Source organism: Pseudoalteromonas sp. OF7H-1, assembly GCF_022347825.1.
GTDB lineage: Bacteria > Pseudomonadota > Gammaproteobacteria > Enterobacterales > Alteromonadaceae > Pseudoalteromonas > Pseudoalteromonas maricaloris.
On the sequence record NZ_JAKRFX010000021.1, the window covers coordinates 1 to 20,332 of the forward strand.

The 20,332-nt window shown below is 42.5% G+C and carries 18 protein-coding genes and 1 pseudogene; 12 read left to right on the top strand and 7 right to left on the bottom strand.

The window, feature by feature from the left end; genetic code table 11:
- The 6 genes and pseudogenes from MHN30_RS20350 to MHN30_RS20375 form a co-directional block, all read left to right on the top strand.
- Positions 1-738 (top strand): polymorphic toxin type 15 domain-containing protein (locus tag MHN30_RS20350; RefSeq protein ID WP_239360930.1); only part of this gene is annotated, 738 nt, incomplete at its 5' end.
- Entirely contained in the window at positions 738-1,424 is a 687-nt protein-coding gene (locus MHN30_RS20355; protein ID WP_130127731.1) for a GAD-like domain-containing protein, read from the top strand. The genes MHN30_RS20350 and MHN30_RS20355, both read left to right, overlap by 1 nt.
- 392 nt (positions 1,425-1,816) lie before the next feature.
- Entirely contained in the window at positions 1,817-2,491 is a 675-nt protein-coding gene (locus tag MHN30_RS20360) for an HNH endonuclease (protein ID WP_239360966.1), read from the top strand.
- A gap of 3 nt (positions 2,492-2,494) precedes the next feature.
- Positions 2,495-3,022, top strand: coding sequence for an SMI1/KNR4 family protein (locus MHN30_RS20365; RefSeq protein ID WP_069023626.1), 528 nt, complete (start codon positions 2,495-2,497; stop codon positions 3,020-3,022).
- Between the two features lie 332 nt (positions 3,023-3,354).
- Positions 3,355-3,828 carry an SMI1/KNR4 family protein gene (locus MHN30_RS20370; RefSeq protein WP_039495476.1) on the top strand — a complete coding sequence of 158 codons (474 nt, stop codon included), beginning with the start codon at positions 3,355-3,357 and terminating at the stop codon, positions 3,826-3,828.
- Between the two features lie 321 nt (positions 3,829-4,149).
- Positions 4,150-4,344, top strand: a pseudogene (locus MHN30_RS20375) (transposase); the annotation flags it as partial.
- A 224-nt stretch (positions 4,345-4,568) separates the two neighbouring features.
- Here the strand turns inward: MHN30_RS20375 and MHN30_RS20380 are convergent.
- Both MHN30_RS20380 and MHN30_RS20390 read right to left on the bottom strand, forming a co-directional pair.
- Complete coding sequence (locus tag MHN30_RS20380) at positions 4,569-5,222, bottom strand: GIY-YIG nuclease family protein (RefSeq protein WP_130164740.1); 654 nt, start codon at positions 5,220-5,222, stop codon at positions 4,569-4,571.
- 146 nt (positions 5,223-5,368) lie between these two features.
- The gene (locus tag MHN30_RS20390; RefSeq protein WP_130164739.1) at positions 5,369-5,878 is read right to left on the bottom strand and encodes a hypothetical protein; all 510 of its coding nucleotides are present in this window, start codon (positions 5,876-5,878) and stop codon (positions 5,369-5,371) included.
- Between the two features lie 496 nt (positions 5,879-6,374).
- On the opposite strand from MHN30_RS20390, the gene MHN30_RS20395 reads away from it, so the two are divergent.
- Positions 6,375-7,211, top strand: a complete 837-nt coding sequence (locus MHN30_RS20395) for a hypothetical protein (RefSeq protein WP_130164738.1) — start codon at positions 6,375-6,377, stop codon at positions 7,209-7,211.
- Here MHN30_RS20395 and MHN30_RS20400 read toward each other — a convergent pair.
- Together MHN30_RS20400 and MHN30_RS20405 are read right to left on the bottom strand one after the other, a co-directional pair.
- Positions 7,208-7,756: an RNA 2'-phosphotransferase gene (locus tag MHN30_RS20400; protein WP_130164737.1), complete on the bottom strand. Its 549-nt coding sequence runs from the start codon at positions 7,754-7,756 to the stop codon at positions 7,208-7,210. The two genes, MHN30_RS20395 and MHN30_RS20400, sit on opposite strands and share 4 nt — an antisense overlap.
- 276 nt (positions 7,757-8,032) lie before the next feature.
- Positions 8,033-9,151 (bottom strand): DUF1570 domain-containing protein, encoded by a 1,119-nt coding sequence (locus MHN30_RS20405; RefSeq protein WP_130164736.1) that lies wholly within the window; start codon positions 9,149-9,151, stop codon positions 8,033-8,035.
- A gap of 229 nt (positions 9,152-9,380) precedes the next feature.
- Here MHN30_RS20405 and MHN30_RS20410 point away from each other — a divergent pair, with 229 nt between their 5' ends.
- From MHN30_RS20410 to lpdA, 5 genes are all read left to right on the top strand, one after another.
- Positions 9,381-10,133 carry a transporter substrate-binding domain-containing protein gene (locus tag MHN30_RS20410; protein WP_130164735.1) on the top strand — a complete coding sequence of 251 codons (753 nt, stop codon included), beginning with the start codon at positions 9,381-9,383 and terminating at the stop codon, positions 10,131-10,133.
- Positions 10,134-10,689: 556 nt separating this feature from the next.
- The gene (pdhR, locus tag MHN30_RS20415) at positions 10,690-11,439 is read left to right on the top strand and encodes a pyruvate dehydrogenase complex transcriptional repressor PdhR (protein WP_010370324.1); all 750 of its coding nucleotides are present in this window, start codon (positions 10,690-10,692) and stop codon (positions 11,437-11,439) included.
- A gap of 70 nt (positions 11,440-11,509) precedes the next feature.
- Positions 11,510-14,176 carry a pyruvate dehydrogenase (acetyl-transferring), homodimeric type gene (aceE, locus tag MHN30_RS20420; protein WP_130126793.1) on the top strand — a complete coding sequence of 889 codons (2,667 nt, stop codon included), beginning with the start codon at positions 11,510-11,512 and terminating at the stop codon, positions 14,174-14,176.
- Positions 14,177-14,187: 11 nt separating this feature from the next.
- Entirely contained in the window at positions 14,188-16,089 is a 1,902-nt protein-coding gene (aceF, locus tag MHN30_RS20425; protein ID WP_239360931.1) for a pyruvate dehydrogenase complex dihydrolipoyllysine-residue acetyltransferase, read from the top strand.
- A gap of 211 nt (positions 16,090-16,300) precedes the next feature.
- Positions 16,301-17,725, top strand: a complete 1,425-nt coding sequence (gene lpdA, locus MHN30_RS20430) for a dihydrolipoyl dehydrogenase (protein ID WP_010607389.1) — start codon at positions 16,301-16,303, stop codon at positions 17,723-17,725.
- Between the two features lie 80 nt (positions 17,726-17,805).
- On the opposite strand, the gene MHN30_RS20435 is transcribed toward lpdA, so the two are convergent.
- From MHN30_RS20435 to MHN30_RS20445, 3 genes are all read right to left on the bottom strand, one after another.
- A complete protein-coding gene (locus MHN30_RS20435) occupies positions 17,806-18,762 on the bottom strand; it encodes a cobalamin biosynthesis protein (protein ID WP_239360933.1) in 957 nt (318 codons plus the stop codon).
- The gene (gene mtnN, locus MHN30_RS20440) at positions 18,762-19,469 is read right to left on the bottom strand and encodes a 5'-methylthioadenosine/S-adenosylhomocysteine nucleosidase (RefSeq protein ID WP_017217969.1); all 708 of its coding nucleotides are present in this window, start codon (positions 19,467-19,469) and stop codon (positions 18,762-18,764) included. The genes MHN30_RS20435 and mtnN overlap by 1 nt, the downstream gene beginning before the upstream one ends.
- 108 nt (positions 19,470-19,577) lie before the next feature.
- Complete coding sequence (locus MHN30_RS20445) at positions 19,578-20,168, bottom strand: DUF2726 domain-containing protein (RefSeq protein WP_010605979.1); 591 nt, start codon at positions 20,166-20,168, stop codon at positions 19,578-19,580.
- Positions 20,169-20,332: the final 164 nt, after the last annotated feature.

A 20,332-nucleotide genomic window follows, 5' to 3' on the forward strand; every position in this document is an offset into this window, starting at 1 on the left:
GACGAGGTCACCCCAAAAATCGACCAGCATATGCAACAAGCCGCCCAAGAAATCGGACAGCGAGTTAATAAAGCACTGGATGAGTATCAGGGTCAATCACCAATTCGAGGTGTTACCGACAAGCCCAGCAAAGCCAAGGCCGATGAATTGGAGCCGCCAAAAGGGAATGAGTTGCCGGGGGCGGCAATAAAACGTATGCCGCAATACAATGTGCCTTGTTTTAAAAAGAATGCCAAAGGAACCGCTGTTGAATATGACCGCCAATTAAAAGGACAAATGGACGGGCTAAATAGCATGACAGTAAAACAGTATCTTGAAAATCGCGATGCTTATAAAAAGATTGGCCGAAAAGGAACTGGTAAGGCGCAGAAGGCGGCTAGAGAAAAGTTTAAGAAAAAGTTAATTGACAAATACAAATTAGAGCTCCAAGAAAGTGGAGAGTACTTCGGCGAAGAAGCTGTTAGAAAAGCTGAAGAATTAGCAAAAAGGGACATGAAAACCCTCAATGCTTTACATAACCCTGATATGATTGCAGGGGGGTTAGATGAGGTAGTTGATTTAGGTGACGCTAGTGTTAACCAATCTATTGGCGCGCGATGGAATAAAAAAGGTTTTGATGACTCAGGTAAAAAGACTAAGTTAAGTCGTGTTGAGCTAATGGATAATGAGGCAGAGAAAGCACTAAAAGCATTGGGCCCAGATGCAAAATTGAATATGAATCTACATAGGTGCAAATAATGAACAAGTTTTTTGACAATTTTTATAACTTTGGTGGGTTTGGTCCAGCGATAGAAGCGATTCAACCAACAGATGAGCAACTCCAGTATTACCAAGGTATTTTACCTAATAATTTACTAGAGTATTGGAAGGAGTACGGCTTTTGTGGTTGGGGGAGTGGTCGCTTGTGGATGGTCAACCCAAGGGATTATCAAGATATCTTGACTGAATGGTTAAGAGGCACGAAGTTTGAAAAAATGCAAAATGACGGTATAGACAGCTTCCATGTAATTGCACTAGATGCATTCGGTGAGATCTATGTCTGGGGAAAGAATTCAGGGAATAGCATTTCAATAACAAGTAGTTATGGCATGATTTTCCCGACCTTTGATAATGAAAAATATGTTAGTAGAGGTGAAACTAGAAGCCTAGACCTTTTCTTTTCTATAAAAACAACTTCAGAAATTGATTTAGACGATATCAATGATCAGCCTCTTTTTGAACGAGCTGTCGAAAAGCTAGGCCCTCTTGAAAATGGAGAGATCTATGGCTTCGCGCCTGCTCTTGCCCTTGGTGGCGAACCTAAGCTTGAGAATCTCCAAAAGGTAAAAGCCACGGAACATTTAGCTTTCCTAGCTGCTCTAGGAGAAAAACGTGTTATGGCTGATATTGTTGCACTCTCGAACCAATTGCCCCATAACCAATAGCACATTTTTAAGTCCTTTAAATACATAGATGTTGTGAGGCTAGGTTCAGTCGTCTTCCTAGCCTACATTTCTCACCACATTTCTTCTGCTGCTTTCGTTTACATTTTTAATTAGAGAAACCGAGGTAGCTAACTTTCAACTGCTTTATTGAAATGGTATGCAGTGGTAAGACAAAGCCGTAAATAAAGACCCAAGACATATCATAACCATAGTCAAAGTTATCTTAAAAAAATACCGGAGAATCGCTCTCTGCTGCGCTTGCCGTTTTACGCAAGCTCGGTAAAGGCGACCCAGTTAAATACCTAAGAGACACCAACTGGCAAGACCTAGGAAAACAATCCGCCACGGAAGTGAAAAACATCGTCAAAGGCCTGCGCGATTCACTCGATGACATGTCTACCAGTTGGCACTACGACCTACTACTCCCTGACGCTGCCATCGAAGGCATGCAAGCCACGGTAAAACGCCTAGACGACGTCACCCCCAAAATCGACCAGCATATGCAACAAGCCGCCCAAGAAATCGGACAGCGAGTTAATAAAGCACTGGATGAGTATCAAGGCCAACCACCAATTCGAGGCATTACCGATAAGCCCACCAAAGCCAAAGCCGATGAATTGGAGCCGCCAAAAGGGAATGAGTTGCTGGGGGCTGGAAACAAGCCCAAAACACTAGTATCTCGTCTACCAAGAAAAAATGGTAAGTGGGCTACAGGTGTGCCCGGTGATGGTACGTGGCAATCAACACTCAAAGAAGTAAATGAAATTACTGGTGGTCAGCCAATCACATTTAAAAATGGTAGGCCTGACTTTACACCATGGTCTAAGGGCCAAATTGCGTTCGCACCAAATGAATTAAATGGTACACGGCAAGACTTTGGTCAAGTATACAAATATATAGCTGATCAAAAAGGCCTGAAAAGTAAAAATGCCGCTAGGCAATTGCTGAGTAAGCTAGATTTAACTCCACACCACGCTAGTGCTACAATAATCCAGCTTATACCTACGAAATTGCATGGTAATATACCTCATATAGGATCAGCTTCTGATTTAAGAAAAGGAAAGTAAGTTATGATTAAGAATGTTCTTGACTCTCTTGGAGCCATGCCTTTGCATGAATGCAGCGATGAAGTTATTGATATCAATGAGCTTGAAAATAGATTTAAGTTCGAAATACCAGATGAACTAAAGGAACTTTATTCACTATTTAATTCATCAGTTATTTTTGATTCAGGTGCAAAAATTAAGCCTAATCAAGCTACCCCACTGACTGATCATGATGGCTATCAGTCGGTGGAAATTCTTTATGGTATTGATAATCAAGATAACAATATACTCCAGAAAAATGCCATGTACGAAGAACTTGAGCAAAAAGGCTATTTTATTTTTGGCTCCTCTTGTGGTGGCGATCAACTTTGTTTGGGAAAAAGAGATCTCAAAGTCTACTGCTGGGATCATGAAAGTGGTGAAAGCGAACAGGAATTTTATGAGGTTTCTACGAACCTATCTTCATTTTTTCAAGCGCTACAGCCGGATGAAGATGAAGCAACTGATCATGCCTCGAAAATAGACGAAGATAAGTCTTTCCTTTCCTTTTAAATGACTAAGAATAGAATATTGTAGTCAGATCAGTACTTTTTAAACTGGCTACATTTGGAGTAAATGATCGGGCAAATAATCGATTATCAATAATGACGATGTACTAGCACCATAATTCACTTAAAAGCTGGAGATTGCCGATGACGTCGTAGTCATTGCTGCGTTATCCAAAGTGATATAAAACTAAAAGCGACACTATCATAAACAAAATCCTTCAGATGGTTTGACATAGCATCATCAGACACTGGCAGAATGCAGCTTATTGACAGAACTACACATGATACATTTAGACATACAGGTGGTATGTCTATTTGGGGAAGAGGATATTAATTATGTTTAAATGTGAACCATATTTGTGGAAAGAAAATAAGCCGACTTATAATCCAAGTTACCTAAAGGAGCTTGAGTTAGAACTTCAGATTAAACTTCCGATAGAGTTTTTGAACTGCATGGAATTATACTTTGGAGATAAGCCTGTTTATTCATCTTTTGAAGTAGGAAAAGGACTTTGTTCAATCGCACACTTCCTTCACTGCCAAAATTTAGTAAATGATGATTTCGAAATTTATAGTATTTCAGATCAAAGAGAAGAAATAGATGAATTTCTATCGGATAAAATAGTACCTTTTGCTATAACTTTTGATTCAAACCTAATCGCTTTTGACTTTCGTCATAAAATAACTGAGCCTGAAGTTATATTTATTATCTCTTCGCAACTTGAAGATGGAGATAAAGCAATAAGGCATATTAGCTCAAATTTCCATGAGTTCTTAGCTATCCTAGAAAAAAATGAAGACGAACTTTGACCTAGCAAAGTAAAAGCCACGGGACACGGCTTTCTTAACAGACTTTGGAGAGAAGCGTGTTATGGTTGATATCGTTACGCTATTTAACCAATTACCCCATAACCAATAGCACCTTTTTAAGTCTTTTAAATTGAACACAGGTTTGATTGTTAAGGCTTAATCAAATCTGACAGTTCGCAACTGATTAATGGCCTACAAGAGCGAATAGCGGACAAACTCGTATTTGGACAGAAGTGAGTTAGAGCCAAAGGACGGCTTCGTGCCAGAAGCAGCCGTTAAATAGTATTATTAAAATCAACAATTGTGACCCCATTGATTCACGGTTATATCAACGAAGCGCAACCCATTCTCACTCGGCTAAATATAGAACCTAAGAATTGGATAAAACTCACCACGCAATTTTCTCGGGTATTTCACGGTGCTGTTGGCCGAGAGCGAGAAATAACCGCTTACTGCCAAACGCTTCAAAAACGACGACGAACAAACCTAGCAAACTGCGAGCGCTTGTTGGCTTAGTAAACCGAACAATCTCAACTCTAAATTTTGAACTGCTGTATTTAAAGTGCGTTGTCGTGGGCGATAAAGCAGTTTTAATGATGGGATACGCTTGAACGCTAAAAGCCCTTCCATTTGTTAGCACTTTTGACCTCTGAGAATGATGTGTTTCAACCCTTTTTTAAAATTTATTTTCCCTGCATAAGTGAAAATAGTGGTGGGTGTCATTGATTCTGTTGTTAGCACTATTTCTTGCTTGGTTTTGCTAATGAGCTATACACCAAATCTACAAACGTTACCCCATGCCAATCCTCATCAAGTGATGGATTAATCGTGTCAGGAGTTTTGCCGAGTAACTTCTTAACTTGCTTATATGCGTTAATACGCTCCGCCAACCTAAGCATTTCGTGCTGATGCTCAGGTGGCAACATTTTGTTTCGATACCAAGTATTAAAAATATGATCACATAGCTCTTGGTTACAAGAAAACCATTCACCTTGGCGTCGTAACCTTGCAAACTTTTTATGTAATTCCGTTTCTCGCTTGGAGCCACCAGGCTCAAGCGCACCAATTACCAACTGACCAAAAGTACCGGTTTGTAAGTTTCTTAATCGCGTCAATACATTTTTTGAGCGCCCGATTTTGACGAACAGTCCTTGAAATGGATGGGTATTTTCATGTGGTCCAGCCCATGTATCAGGGACTTGAATTATGTAGTAAATACTATCAATCGTGCCAAGGCACACATGATTAGCCCAATCTGACCAAGTTGAAATCCAGTTTTCAGCAAGTTCATAAGTCTCAAATTCTTGAGTTGTGAAATAGTATTCTCCACTGTTATAGTGAACATCAGCGACAAACTTACCATTCTGATTCTTTTTGATATTCTGAACGTTCAACGTTACTCCTAATAGTGCTAACGCCCTGTTAAGGTGTGAGCAACGCAATACCGATGCCTCCGCATGCCACCTTAAACACTAAACGCAACGCATTGCAAAATGCCAAGCATTACAAATAACTCTTAAACAGATTGTTAAGCGTCAACTCAAAGCATGCTTATCAATGCCGAAGCTCCTGCTCCAATAACGCTTCCAACAGTACTGTTTTCTAACAATTGTTTAAGTAAGCTTTTTGCTTCAGGATCATTACTTCTTGCAACTTCTTCGACCAACTTTTGGACATTGATAGTAACTGATTGAGTGTTATTGTTACCAACTTGAAGCTGCTCGCCTGAGATACTACCAATATTAAAAGTTGTATTGCTAGAGGAGCTTGTTTTGTGTGGTTGAGAAGTCGAGTTTTCCACATGTAAGGTCAACATATGAGGATGATTAGTACCGATATTTAATGTGCCACCCTCTAAAAATTGAACGTCTAGGACTTTCAAATGGATTTCACGTTTACCGGACTTTTGCGTAATTACATCGCCTATCCCTACATCAGGAGTCTCAGTATAAGGTACCAAAACCTGCCCTTTAGACATATTACGTTGAGCTTTATATTCTTGCCCTTCAATGAAAACCACTTCTGGATATGCCAGTGCATCGAAATCCATAAATACTCCTAGTTTAAAAATTGCCACATTGACGCTTAACTGCTTATTCTGTCCCACTTTGGTAGTTTATAACGCACCAAAACGGCGAGTAATAATGTTATAGGACAAAATCCGGCACTTTGTGTCAAAGTTGCATAACTTTGCTCGCTACTAATGTCCGTTCTTCGCTCAAAGCCACCCTTAGACCATTTACGTTAACGCATTTTGGGGCAGAAACGAGTTGACTGAACGGCCACTTTGTAGGATGAAGGTAACATTGACGACCGTCTTTTGTTCGCTCAAGGCCACATAGCCATAATGATATGCAAGCTCCAGCAGTAGCAGAAGAAATACTTAATTCACTGTCTGGAATTAGTTGACCACTACAACATACAACAACAGCAAATAATTGGATACTTTCCAATAACCGGGAGCTCGTCACCACCAGTTTTCACATTTAAAAATGAGAATGAATGGGCAAAATATATCAATCAATTAAAAAGGATAAACGTCTATAATGGTAAGTAGTAAAGCAGAGCACCTAATTAAATTATGTGATACCTATTGCTCATATTTAGAATCAAACGGCCTAAAAATGAAAAGGGAATTATGTGACGCACTTAATGCATACGGAATGGTTCATCACCAAAAGGCACTTAAAGCCTACTTCGAAGCAGGAACAAATATTTCTATTGAAGTAGATCTGCTTGGAGGAGGGGTTTGCTATGTAAGCGAGATACCACCTAGTAGTGCAGAAGCAGGAGAGTTATGGTTTGATCCTTATGAGTTAGTCTTTATGGTCAAAACTACTAACCCGTTAGGTTTTGGAAAAGGTGTTATAGGTTGGCTGTCAATACACCCAGTATTCTACTGGCAATACCATGTGTTCCAGCGTTTAGTAAAGTATACAGTTAGAGATGACTCGTTTTTACAAGTTGATGATATACTTACATCTCGCCCTTTTGGTATAGATAAGTCTGATTATGCAACGGATATCTATAGTGAAGAGGCAAAAGCCTATGCTAAATGGCATGGTAAATGGCTCGCTTCAAACATTCGGATTGAGGCACTGCTACAATCTTGGAATTATCAAAGTAGCCCTGAAATTTTTGATACTGGTATTTATTACTGGGATAACTCGTTTGGTGGAGATGAATCAAAAAGGTTAGTCTTCGGCTTCAGTGATAAAAATTCTTTGAACCAAGGTCAAGTAGCTGAATGGTTTAGAGGAGATAATATTGGTATTGTCACCGCTATCGTAGACCAAGTCGGGTTGACAAATATTGAGCATCTTCCAAGAGATTCTGGTGAGTGTTTAACTCTTATTAATTGCGCTAAAAAGGTTAACCTTTAAATGCATATTAGTTCCGCGGGTACTTGCTTAGTCAACCAAACTTCATTTTCAGAGAGATAAAATTTAAAACCTGATTCGTACATAGCTCGGGCTTTTATTTTGAGAATTATAGGTTTTCCGTATCGTTGTCCTGCTGCTTTTGCGGTATCAATATTCGACGAAAGGTGAACATACAGGCGTTCTTGGGGGATCAAGCCCTGAGCCAATATGTTATCCAAAAAACGTGTAGCTGAGCCGTGGTACAAAAATTCAGGAGGTTCCATCTGCCTTAGCTGCAAATCAACATCAACAGAGTGACCTTGATTTGCTCGTATGCGTAAATTATCGTCAGAAATTATGAATCGTTTTTTTTCGTTAGTTTCTACAACTTGTTGGATTAGATCAAATGATAAATTACTTAAACCATTTGAGGTATACGCCTTACTTATTAACTCATTAATGTTAGCCCAGCCATATTGATCTAATTCCAATCCAATGGCATCGGGCTTGTGACGAAGTACAAAACTTAGAAATTTACTTACTTTATTTAGCTGATTAGATGTCATTAAGGTACTCTTTTAGCCGTTGCTGGTTCAGCTCAATAGTGTTTGACTTCAGTATTATGTTATAAACATTAACTTTACCCCAGTGGTCTCTATGTTTCTAGAGTTTTGGCTGGAGTTGAATACATAAGTTTATGTGATCTATTTTTTCAATTCGCATTTGTATTTAGCGAGCGCATTTTTGCAAAAAATGAACTCGATACGCATAAATGCGTTTTCAGATATATTGTGATAGGGGGTCTAGTCGGGGTGTTATATAACCTGCGCTCACTCTCGGGGCTATTGCCATGTACCGCTTTGAATTTGGCGAGGTGTGTTACGCCATCCCTCAAATTGTGATTCGACGTTTTCATTAAAATTACGAAAGAGCTGCTCGATATTTTGTGCAGGTACAATATTGCACGGGTTGCTGCTTTCTTGTCGTAAATACTCGAAAAAAGCGTTGCTGTTGTGCTCGACCATAAATCCGGTAAACAGGTAACTATTGGCATATAAGGTGGCACTTTGCATGGTTTGCCACTGATTTTCGCTATTGAATAGGGTGTTAATATCAAGCTTGGCGAAGCGCGATTTCAAAATCCCTTCTTTCGTCAACCAATCTTCGTCAGAGAGGTAAACTGAAAATTGACCTGTTTCGGTAATTCTTAGGTGCTCAAAATACTCGGCTAAGCCTTCCGTTACCCATCGAGGGGTTACGCCGAAATAGTAAAAAACGAGGGCGTGCACGGACTCATGAATGAGCGTTCTTAGCGTTTCTTCTTCAGTGCGATCGCCATTGATAAAGCCTTGGTTTTGAAACAAGAAGTACATGCCCAAGGTGCCTGCGGGTTCTGCATCGCGAGAGAGGATTAACTCATTGTAGTCAGCGTCATTGGCGGCAATATGCATGTTCAACTGGATGGGAGATAAGGCTTTTTTATGCGCTAGCTGGTTAAAAAAGTGCTTAAACATCATATACACCACGTTGAGGGCTTGCTGCGCCTGATACTCAACATAAGGGCTCACGGGTTCACCCGTTAGATTAAGTTTAAAATTTTCAATGTCGTTGAATTGCGTTTGCAAGGAAAATACTTCGCGCTTTAGTGCCCCGCAGGTAGGTGTTGAGATACCGCTGAACATATTAACAATATCACTGTGCCCGTTTAGATTATGAAAGGCTTTTTTTGGTACTTCAGGTAGCTGTTGTTTCGTTACTTCTGGTGGTGCAACCGTTAGGTGAGTAGTAGTGCCTGGCTGACTTAAACGTTTTTCTATATGGGCGTCTAGCTGTATGCCAAATTCCGTCAATAAAGGTTTGATAGACCTGATCGAGTTTGCTGCTGCACTTGGATAGATAAAATAAAGCGCAAACAATATCAGCGTGATGATAAGTAGTAGGACAAAGACCCGCCAAACCAAAGTGATATCCTTGTTTAATACATACCCAGAGACTCTGGTTATACTCGATTATCGGTAAACTTGGCAATGGGTAATTTGATTATCGGCATACTCCCATGGCATTAAATACCATCTACTTTAGTGTGTCATAGCGTATCGTTTGCATTATTTGCCATTCTTTTTTCTACAACAATGTACCCATAATCTAATTCGTTGCCTATACTTTTTGAAAAAATAACAGAGCATACAGATGAAAGTAGTTTGGTCGTTGATTTTACTGTGTTGTGTGGGCGGGAGTGCGAGCGCGCTTGATACTCAGGTGAATATTACGACGGGGCAATGGCCGCCGTACTTAGATCAAGCGAAACAAGATCAAGGTTGTGTGGCTGCGGTGATCCGAGATGTCTTTGCGCTCTCTGATATCAAAGTCCGATTTTTATTTATGCCTTGGGAACGCGCCTATCAAGAGGGAATGAAGGCAGCTTACATTGGTAGTGCTTATTGGTATTACAGTGAGCAAAGGAGCAAAGACTATATTTACACTCAACACCCACTTACTGAAGAAACGGCACGCTTTTATCACCATCGAGATTTAGCGTTTACCTATACGAGTTACGCAGATCTTAAGCCATTTAGATTGTTGCTCAATCAAGGGTTAACTTATCCGCCTTCTCTGCTAGAGGCGATAGAGACGCTTGAAATCAAAACTTCATATGCCACGTATACCAGTAAAAATGTGGCACTGATCCTACGAAACCGTGCGGATATTATGATTATGGACGAAAAATCGGCGAAGTCTTATCAGCAGGAACTGCCAGCAGAGGAAGCGGAGTTATTAGTGGCGCAAGCGATCCCTGCTTTTATCCAAAAAGGCTATTTGCTTATCAATAAGCATCATAGAGAATATGTCGAGTTGTATAACGAAGGGCTAAAAAAACTATGGGCGGATGAAGACTATGTTGCTCAGTATCGTGCTCGCTGCTCTCGTGTGTTTACCGATTGATTGCTTTTTGGCTTTGCTAAAACCAAATAATGTCCTGATTCGTTGCGAAATCATTCATAAGTTAGAATCCAAATTTGTTTTTAATGTTTTTCATAGCCTGTTGCCTATTTTGACGGTATATAAAGCATAAAGAATGTTATTACACGTAAAGCCTAATAGTGTATTCAGTGGGATTTTAGAGCATGCTTTGCAGACAACAATCGTAAAGACTATCTTGAATCGTCATTGGCCGCTTTAGATTAAGACTTGCCTTATCCAAACCGCCTTTCTGGCAGCTTGATTTAGCGTTAAATGGTATATGTCTATCTGGTCTGACCATTTAAATCGACTTTTAAATTTGCCCGATTCTTGGTTAAAGTTTATGCACGCCAACTGTTGTTTTTACACTCAGCTAATTATTGAATTGGGCTGAATTTTGACAGTTGTCATGGATTTTGATAACGTATTGTGCAAATTTGGTATGACCAATTTACCTATGAAGTTAATTCTTACCAAATTGATTAGAATAAGTCAGCGGTCTGGCTAGGTCACATCATAAAAAATTGGCGTTATTTCAATGTCTTTAAAGATTAAAGCAGCAAAATTATCCGACGTAATACTAGAACAGCTTGAGAATATGATCCTCGAGGGCTCGTTATTACCCGGTGCAAAGTTGCCGCCTGAGCGTGAACTAGCTAAGCAGTTTGAAGTGTCGCGTCCATCACTTCGTGAGGCTATCCAGAAATTGGAAGCTAAGGGGCTTGTTACCCGTCGGCAAGGTGGTGGCACGTATGTTAAGAATCAGCTAGAAGAAGGGCTGACTGATCCGTTATTCGACTTGATCAGTAAGCATCCAGAATCTCAGTTCGATTTACTTGAGTTTCGTCATGCATTAGAAGGCATCGCCGCCTACTATGCGGCACTCAGGGGCACAGAGAATGACTTTGCAAAGGTACAACAAAGCTTTGACAATATTGCAGAGATAGGTGATGACCTGATGCAAAAGGCAAGGGCAATTAATGCTTTTCACTTTGCCGTTGCAGAAGCGTCACATAACGTCGTCCTGCTTCATCTTGTAAAAGGGATGCAGTCACTGCTTGAGCAAAACGTGTTGCAAAACTTAACGGTCTTGGTGCAAAAATCAGATGTGAGTGAGCAGCTCGGTGAGCACAGAAAGTTGTTATTAGATGCGGTGATCAATGGTAACCCTGAACAAGCAAGACTTGCTAGTAACGCCCACTTAGCCTTTATCGAAGAAGCGTTATTAGAAGCCGGTAAAGAGCGTTCGCGAATAGAACGTTCACTGCGTAGAACAAAACAGCAGTAATCGGACTTGATTCAGTAAGAATTGGCACAAATAGAATAAATTCGTATTTTAAACATAAGGAACACTCCATATGTCTGAAGTCAATAAAATTGACGTAGACGCGCTAGAAACCCAAGAATGGTTACAGGCGCTTGAGTCGGTAGTAAAAGAAGAAGGCGTAGAGCGCGCTCAGTTCTTGTTAGAGCAAGTATTAGAGCAAGCGCGTCTTGATGGCGTAGATATGCCAACAGGCACTACGACTAACTATGTCAACACAATCCCAGCAGATCAAGAACCTGCGTATCCAGGGGATGTGAACCTTGAGCGTCGTATTCGCTCTATCATCCGTTGGAATGCGATCATGATCGTACTTCGTGCTTCGAAGAAAGATCTTGAGCTGGGCGGGCATATGGCCTCTTACCAGTCATCAGCTGCATTCTATGAAATGTGTTTCAACCACTTCTTCCGTGCACCAAACGAGAAAGACGGTGGTGACTTAGTGTATTACCAAGGTCACATCTCTCCGGGCATTTATGCTCGTGCATTTGTTGAAGGCCGCCTAAGCGCTGAGCAGCTAGATAACTTCCGTCAGGAAGTAGACGGTAACGGTATTTCTTCATACCCACACCCTAAGCTAATGCCTGAATTCTGGCAGTTCCCAACGGTTTCTATGGGTCTAGGTCCAATCGCGTCTATCTACCAAGCGCGTTTCCTTAAATACCTAGATGGCCGTGGTCTAAAAGATACGTCTGAGCAACGCGTTTACGCCTTCCTTGGTGATGGTGAAATGGACGAGCCAGAATCACGTGGTGCGATTTCTTTCGCTGCCCGTGAAAAGTTAGACAACCTATGCTATCTAATCAACTGTAACCTACAGCGTCTTGACGGCCCAGTAATGGGTAACGGTAAGATCATCCAAGAACTAGAAGGCCTATTTAAAGGTGCTGGTTGGAACGTGATCAAAGTCGTTTGGGGTTCTGGTTGGGATAAGCTACTTGCCAAAGATACTACGGGTAAATTGCTGCAACTGATGAATGAAACAGTTGACGGTGATTACCAAACTTACAAAGCAAAAGATGGTGCCTTCGTACGTGAGCACTTCTTCGGTCGTTACCCAGAAACAGCAGCGCTTGTTGCTGATATGACTGACGACGAAATCTTCGCGTTGAAGCGCGGTGGTCATGAGCCATCTAAGCTATTTGCTGCATTTAAAGCGGCACAAGACACCAAAGGTCGTCCAACGGTTATCCTAGCTAAAACTGTAAAAGGTTACGGCATGGGCGCTGCGGCTGAAGGCAAAAACATTGCTCACCAAGTTAAGAAAATGGACATGACACACGTAGCACACCTACGTTCACGTCTAGGCCTAGATGACTTGGTATCTGATGAGCAATTACAAGAGCTACCTTACTTGACGCTAGAAGAAGGGTCAAAAGAGCACGAATATCTACATGCTCGCCGTAACGCGCTTCACGGTTATACACCTAAGCGTTTACCTAACTTCACAGAAACGCTTACGCTACCTGAACTAGATGCATTTAAACCGCTTCTAGAAGAACAAAAGCGTGATATCTCAACCACAATGGCATACGTTCGTGCGCTTAATATCTTGTTAAAAGACAAGAATATCGGCAAGAGCATTGTTCCAATTATTGCTGATGAAGCACGTACCTTTGGTATGGAAGGTTTATTCCGTCAAATCGGCATTTACAACCCGCACGGCCAAAACTACAGCCCAGAAGACCGCGATATCGTTTCTTACTACAAAGAAGCAACGTCAGGTCAGGTGTTACAAGAAGGTATCAATGAGCTAGGTGCGATGTCTTCATGGGTTGCAGCAGCAACGTCATACAGCACGAACGACCTACCAATGATCCCGTTCTATATCTACTACTCAATGTTTGGTTTCCAACGTGTAGGTGATATGGCGTGGATGGCGGGCGACCAACAAGCGCGTGGCTTCCTATTAGGGGCAACCGCTGGTCGTACAACGCTAAATGGTGAAGGTCTACAGCACGAAGACGGTCACTCACACATTCAAGCAGGTACAGTGCCTAACTGTATTTCTTACGACCCAACGTTTGCATTTGAAGTAGCGGTTATTCTGCAAGATGGTATCCGTCGTATGTACGGTCCAGAGCAAGAGAACGTGTTCTACTACCTAACGCTAATGAACGAAAACTACCATATGCCAGCAATGCCTGAGGGCGCTGAGGAAGGTATTCGTAAAGGTATTTACAAGCTTGAAAGCTACACTGGCGACAAAGCACAGGTTCAGCTAATGGGCTCGGGTACTATCCTGAACGAAGTACGTAAAGCGGCGCAGATCCTAAGCGACGACTACGGTATCGGTTCAGACGTATTCTCTGTAACGTCATTTAACGAGCTTGCTCGTGACGGTCAAGATGCAGAGCGTTTCAACATGCTTAACCCAGAAGCAGAGCAAAAAGTGGCTTACATCACCAGCGTACTTGGTGACGCGCCAGCAATTGCTGCTACGGATTACATGAAAAACTATGCTGATCAAGTACGTGCATTTATGCCGAGCGCATCTTACAAAGTGCTTGGCACAGACGGTTATGGTCGCTCAGACAGCCGTGAAAACCTACGTCGTCACTTTGAAGTAAATGCCGGTTACGTCGTAGTTGCTGCACTTGGCGAGCTAGTTAAGCAAGGCAAAGTTGAAAAATCAGTAGTGACTGACGCTATCAAGAAATTTGATATCGACACCACCAAAACTAACCCACTTTACGCATAAGAGGACGAGTGATGGCAATCGAAATTCATGTTCCAGATATTGGTGCCGATGAGGTTGAAGTAACCGAGATCCTAGTAAGCGTAGGTGACACGGTTGCAGAAGAGCAATCGCTTATCACTGTTGAAGGCGACAAAGCATCAATGGAAGTACCTGCCTCAGTGGCGGGTACAGTTAAAGAAATCAAAATAGCGGAAGGCGATAAAGTATCGACTGGCTCTTTGATTATGATCTTTGAAGCGGCAGGTGAAGAAGCACCGGCAGAGCAACCAGCAGAAGAAGCTAAGCCAGAAGCAAGCGCCTCTGGCAAGACAGAAGTGAAAGAAGTTCACGTACCAGATATTGGTGGCGATGAAGTTGAAGTCACTGAAATCTTAGTAGCTGCGGGTGATGTTGTTGAAGAAGAGCAATCGCTTATCACGGTTGAAGGCGACAAAGCCTCAATGGAAGTACCAGCACCATTTGCAGGTACTATCAAAGAAGTGAAAATCAACGCGGGTGACAAAGTGTCAACCGGTTCGTTGATCTTCATCTTCGAAGTGGCTGGTAGCGGTGATGTACCTGCGACTACCGAAGTTGCAGAAGCGCCAGCTGAAGAGCAAGCACCTGCGGCATCAGCTGAAAAAGAAGTGCATGTACCAGATATCGGTGGCGACGAAGTTGAAGTCACTGAAATCATGGTTGCTGTTGGTGACAGCGTTGAAGAAGAGCAATCTCTTATCACGGTTGAAGGCGACAAAGCCTCAATGGAAGTACCAGCTCCGTTTGCAGGTACGATTAAAGAGATCAAAGTCAATGCTGGCGACAAAGTATCAACGGGTTCTTTAATCTTCGTATTCGAAGTGAAAGGCGCGGCACCTGCACCTCAGGCAGCAGCTAAAACTGAAGCAAAATCAGCTCAATCAGCGGCTCCAGCGGCTCCAGCGGCAAAATCTGAAGCACCAAAAGCCTCTGCACAAAAAGATGATTTTGTGGCCAATGATCAGTATGCCCACGCCTCACCTGTGGTACGTCGTTTAGCGCGTGAGTTTGGGGTTAACCTAGCTCGCGTTAAAGGTACAGGTCGTAAGAACCGTGTACTAAAAGAAGACGTACAAAACTACGTGAAAGAGCTGGTTAAGCAAGTTGAGTCTGGTCAAATCGCAAAAGGTGGCAACACTGGCGGCGGTGAGCTTGGTCTTATTCCTTGGCCAAAAGTAGACTTCAGCAAGTTTGGTGAAATAGAAGAGAAGAAACTTTCTCGCATTAACAAGCTATCGGGTGCAAACCTTCACCGTAACTGGGTACAAATCCCACATGTTACGCAGTTTGACGAAGCAGATATCACTGAGCTTGAAGCGTTCCGTAAAGAACAGAACGTGCTAGCTGAGAAGAAGAAAATGGGTGTGAAGATCACGCCATTAGTATTCGTGATGAAAGCGGCTGCAAAAGCACTTGAAGAGTTCCCAACGTTTAACTCTTCACTATCTGAAGATGGTGAGAGCTTAATCTTGAAGAAATATGTTCACATCGGTATCGCGGTTGATACACCAAATGGTCTAGTGGTTCCTGTTGTTCGCGACGTGAACAAGAAAGGCATCATTGAGATATCACGCGAGTTGATGGAAATTTCTAAGAAAGCACGTGACGGTAAACTGACGTCTGCTGATATGCAGGGCGGCTGTTTCACTATTTCAAGCCTAGGCGGTATCGGCGGTACGGCGTTTACGCCAATCGTAAATGCTCCTGAAGTTGCGATTTTGGGTGTTTCTAAGTCAGACTTCAAACCGAAATGGAATGGTAAAGAGTTCGAGCCGCGCCTAATGGTGCCGCTAAGCTGTTCATACGACCATCGTGTCATTGACGGCGCGCTAGCAGCTCGCTTTACTGTGACACTTGCAAACTACCTAAGCGATATTCGCCAGCTAGTAATGTAAGAATAGAAACCGCATGACTTAGGTGATGCGGTTTTCTTGTATTTTGTTGTTCCGCTTGATAATTAGGCGGGACAATAGAGAGTGTGAATGATACACTTTCGAGCAATAATAACTCTCTCTGCCCTGTGCCCCGAATCGGGTGTTTGGCAGGCACTTTGGGTCGGCTACTCTCGACGAGTAAACCCGTTCAAATAACAGTTAAGGTAATAACATGAGCAACGAAATCAAAACTCAAGTTGTTGTACTAGGCGGTGGTCCTGGTGGTTACTCTGCAGCATTCCGTGCAGCAGACTTAGGTTTAGACGTTACACTAATCGAATCTCGCGACACGCTAGGTGGTGTGTGCTTGAACGTTGGTTGTATCCCTTCAAAAGCCCTTCTTCACGTTGCAAAGGTAATTGATGATGCAGCAGAAATGGCTTCTCACGGTGTTTCTTTCGGTGCTCCACAAATTGACCTAGACAAAATCCGTTCATGGAAAGAGTCTGTGATCGGTCAACTTACTGGTGGTCTTGGCGGAATGGCTAAGATGCGTAAAGTAACTGTAGTTAACGGCTACGGTAAGTTCACAGGTTCTAACACTATCGCTGTTGAAGGTGCTGACGGTGCGAAAACAGTGACCTTTGATAACGCAATCATTGCAGCGGGTTCTCAGCCTGTAAGCCTACCTTTCATTCCTGAAGACGAGCGTATCATCGACTCTACAGGTGCACTTGAGCTTAAAGACGTGCCTGAAAAGCTACTTGTACTAGGTGGTGGTATCATCGGTCTTGAGATGGGTACTGTTTACCGTTCACTAGGTTCAGCGATCGACGTAGTTGAGTTTGCTGATCAACTAGTACCAGCGGCTGACAAAGACGTTATCAAGATTTACCAAAAGTACGTTAAAGACAAGTTTAACGTAATGCTTTCTACTAAAGTGGTTGCTGTTGAAGCGAAAGAAGACGGTATCTACGTATCTTTCGAAGGCAAGCAAGCACCTGAAGGCCAAGTTCGTTATGACAAAGTACTAGTTGCTGTTGGTCGTACACCAAATGGTAAGCTAATTGACGCTGACAAAGCGGGCGTAAATGTTGATGAGCGTGGCTTTATCAGCACTGACAAGCAAATGAAGACTAACGTTGATCACATCTTCGCTATCGGTGACATCGTAGGTCAACCTATGCTTGCGCACAAAGCGGTTCATGAAGGTCACGTTGCTGCTGAAGTTATCTCTGGTAAGAAGCATTACTTCGATCCTAAGTGTATTCCTTCAATTGCATACACAGATCCAGAAATCGCTTGGGTTGGTGTGACTGAGAAAGAAGCAAAAGAGCAAGGTCTAAGCATTGAAACTGCGGTATTCCCGTGGGCTGCTTCTGGCCGTGCAATCGCTTCTGCACGTACTGAAGGTTCAACTAAGCTTATCTTTGATAAAGAGTCAGGCCGCGTGATCGGTGGTGCTATGGTTGGTATCAATGCAGGTGAAATGCTTGGTGAAATCGGTCTAGCAGTAGAGATGGGTGCTGACGGTGAAGACCTAGCGCTTACTATCCACGCTCACCCAACGCTGAACGAGTCAATCGGTCTAGCTGCTGAAATCTTCGAAGGTTCAATCACTGACCTTCCAAATAAAAAAGCAGTGAAGAAAAAGTAAGTTTTTCTGAGCATTCAAAAACCCAGCCTTGTGCTGGGTTTTTTGTTTTTGGCTAAGTGGGGAGCTTATTTCTAAGTATGCTAAGCCATCAGCCTGAGAAAATTAATAATTACAAGTAGTAAGGCGGAAGTGGCAATAAATAGCCAGCGCATTTGATTAAGTAGTCCGAGTAAATGCTGAATATGCTCAGCTGAGGGTTGCGTTTTTGCACCTACCCGCATCACGTCATAACGTTCACCAAAATAAAAGCGCGGCCCTGCGAGTTGTGTATGTAAATTTGCTGCAAAAAAGCTCAGTGCCCATCCAGTATTCGTTTGGCTAAAGTGACGGCCGTAGTATTTAATGTAGTGCCAAGTTTGCTTTGGTCTAAGTAGCAACGAAAAGCAGGTAATTAATAATCGAATAGGCACAAACTCAACGAGCCAAATCATGCGGGAAAGGCTTGCCATAAAACGGCTTGAGGGGAGCATTACTTGCCGCCAAGCATGGTCACACAGTAGTAACAGTTTATAAAATAGCGCGAGATAGGGGCCTGCTGTTAGATACAGTAAAGCAATGACAAAAAAATGGCGCAGGGTATTTAATGCGGTGCTATCTATGGTGGCTTTACAAATACCAAGCTCTGTTAGCTTCTCTACATCTCTTGCTACCATTCCTTGCAACACGGCTCTTGCAGTCACTTTTTGCTTTGACTTTATCAGCGCGGAAATACGCTTAGCACGGCTTTCATGGCTAATATCTAAGCATAAAAATAACACCAACCCACCGAGCCAATTAGGATAAAAAGCAAAGCTAATAATCGCATAAGTTAATACAGTGATGGTTAATATTGGTAGGAGGAAGCCGAGTGTACCGGATAAAAGTTGATAGCTAGAAGCGGCCTTAGGGCGATAAACTTTTTCGGCAATCGCTTTAAATATAAGGCTAAGAATAAGATTAGGGTGGTAAAGTGTTGATAACCTTACCCCTAGGCTGGCAAAAATCGCCAGTAAGAAAATGATCAGGCCCTCATGGGCCTGAAGCAAGCTGTCGAGCACTAAAGCGTAACCTTATCCAGCTTATTAAGTAGTGCCATCACCATCTTAGAAGAGTTAACAGAAGCGACTTCTAGATACTCTTCGAATGATTGCGGTGATTCTTTGCCGGCGATATCAGATAGCGAACGGATCACAACAAATGGCGTGTTTAAAGAATGGCAAGCCTGCGCAATTGCCGCACCTTCCATTTCTACTGCTAACATCGTAGGGAAGTCTGCACGCGCCTTGTCGATGCGTACTGGGTCGCACATAAATGAGTCACCCGTACAGATCAAACCAACCATAGTTTGAATGCCTTCAAGCTCATGTACGCTTTGCTCTGCAGCTTCAACTAATTTTGCATGCGAAGTGAACGCAGCAGGCATTTGCGGAACTTGACCAATTTCATAGCCAAACGCAGTAACATCTACGTCGTGATGACGTACTTCATTTGAAATCACCACATCGCCGACGTTTAGTGATGGTTCAAAACCACCTGCAGAACCCGTGTTGATCACGCAATCTGGTGCAAAATTGTCGATAAGCAAAGTTGTCGCAACCGTCGCTGCCACTTTACCAATGCCAGACTGTACAAGCGTTACGTCAAGACCAGCCAGTTTGCCGGTGTAAAAAGTAAAGCCACCTTTGGTCAATGTTTGCGGGTTTTCCATGGTGTTACGCAAAATGGTAACTTCTTGCTCCATTGCGCCGATAATGCCTACTTTCATCAAAAGATTCCTAATTTGTGGTGGGGAAAGCCCCAGTGTCAAAATTGCTTTTATTATACGAAAGGGGTTTTGATAGGTAAAACAAAAAACGGGCTGACGCCCGTTTTGCTAGATTTCTGCCAACTGAGTTGACTGTGCTTTTGCCTGTGAAGGTGACAGTACCGCAGGTTTGTAGGTGCGGTTTCTGGTTTTCTTTGGCATCTCCACTTTTTGGCCAAGCTTGAACAAGATTGCCGCACGAACCTCCGCACTTTGGTAGCCACTTTTGATTTTCATGCGAATGTGTGGAATACCCGCAGATTCCAGAGCGCCACTGACAAACCAGTCTTTTTGTGCTTTGTGGCCGTTTTTATTGGCGTTATTGACCAAATCAACAGCGGCAACAATTTTCAGTGTCTCTTTGTCTACCAAAACATAATCCAACTGCTTATTCTTAGCTTTAGTTACCGCGGCACGACGCGCTTTTGGAGAGATCCCCGGCTTGCACTCAATCACATCAATGAGTTTAATGCGGCTTACGATTTTATATCTATCGCCAACTGCACGTTCTAATAAGTGTAGAAACGATGCTTCAACGGTGGTAAAAACAGATTCTTTACGATTAAACGGATAAGGATTGCCACCCACATCGGTGTACTTAGAAGCGACAATGGAAGCAACGACCACTAGAGCCAAAATAGCAAGTAACGCAAATTCCATACAAAACTCCAAATCAAAAAAATGACATCTGTGGTTTTATAAGCAATAGGTGTGCCAAACGAGCGCTTAAATTAGTGAGTGGTTAACATTAAATCGGTGAATCAGTATTTGGGATATGGAAAGAAAAATAAAGTGCTTTAAGTTGTTTATACTAGGCAGCGATA

What these genes read in the sequence shown, in the direction of transcription:
- MHN30_RS20445 (WP_010605979.1), bottom strand. Translation starts at nt 20,168, where the DNA reads ATGGAATTTGCGTTACTTGCTATTTTGGCTCTAGTGGTCGTTGCTTCC.
- aceE (WP_130126793.1), top strand. Translation starts at nt 11,510, where the DNA reads ATGTCTGAAGTCAATAAAATTGACGTAGACGCGCTAGAAACCCAAGAA.
- aceF (WP_239360931.1), top strand. Translation starts at nt 14,188, where the DNA reads ATGGCAATCGAAATTCATGTTCCAGATATTGGTGCCGATGAGGTTGAA.
- MHN30_RS20410 (WP_130164735.1), top strand. Translation starts at nt 9,381, where the DNA reads ATGAAAGTAGTTTGGTCGTTGATTTTACTGTGTTGTGTGGGCGGGAGT.
- MHN30_RS20365 (WP_069023626.1), top strand. Translation starts at nt 2,495, where the DNA reads ATGATTAAGAATGTTCTTGACTCTCTTGGAGCCATGCCTTTGCATGAA.
- pdhR (WP_010370324.1), top strand. Translation starts at nt 10,690, where the DNA reads ATGTCTTTAAAGATTAAAGCAGCAAAATTATCCGACGTAATACTAGAA.
- MHN30_RS20390 (WP_130164739.1), bottom strand. Translation starts at nt 5,878, where the DNA reads ATGGATTTCGATGCACTGGCATATCCAGAAGTGGTTTTCATTGAAGGG.
- MHN30_RS20355 (WP_130127731.1), top strand. Translation starts at nt 738, where the DNA reads ATGAACAAGTTTTTTGACAATTTTTATAACTTTGGTGGGTTTGGTCCA.
- lpdA (WP_010607389.1), top strand. Translation starts at nt 16,301, where the DNA reads ATGAGCAACGAAATCAAAACTCAAGTTGTTGTACTAGGCGGTGGTCCT.
- MHN30_RS20360 (WP_239360966.1), top strand. Translation starts at nt 1,817, where the DNA reads ATGTCTACCAGTTGGCACTACGACCTACTACTCCCTGACGCTGCCATC.
- MHN30_RS20370 (WP_039495476.1), top strand. Translation starts at nt 3,355, where the DNA reads ATGTTTAAATGTGAACCATATTTGTGGAAAGAAAATAAGCCGACTTAT.
- MHN30_RS20400 (WP_130164737.1), bottom strand. Translation starts at nt 7,756, where the DNA reads ATGACATCTAATCAGCTAAATAAAGTAAGTAAATTTCTAAGTTTTGTA.
- MHN30_RS20395 (WP_130164738.1), top strand. Translation starts at nt 6,375, where the DNA reads ATGGTAAGTAGTAAAGCAGAGCACCTAATTAAATTATGTGATACCTAT.
- mtnN (WP_017217969.1), bottom strand. Translation starts at nt 19,469, where the DNA reads ATGAAAGTAGGCATTATCGGCGCAATGGAGCAAGAAGTTACCATTTTG.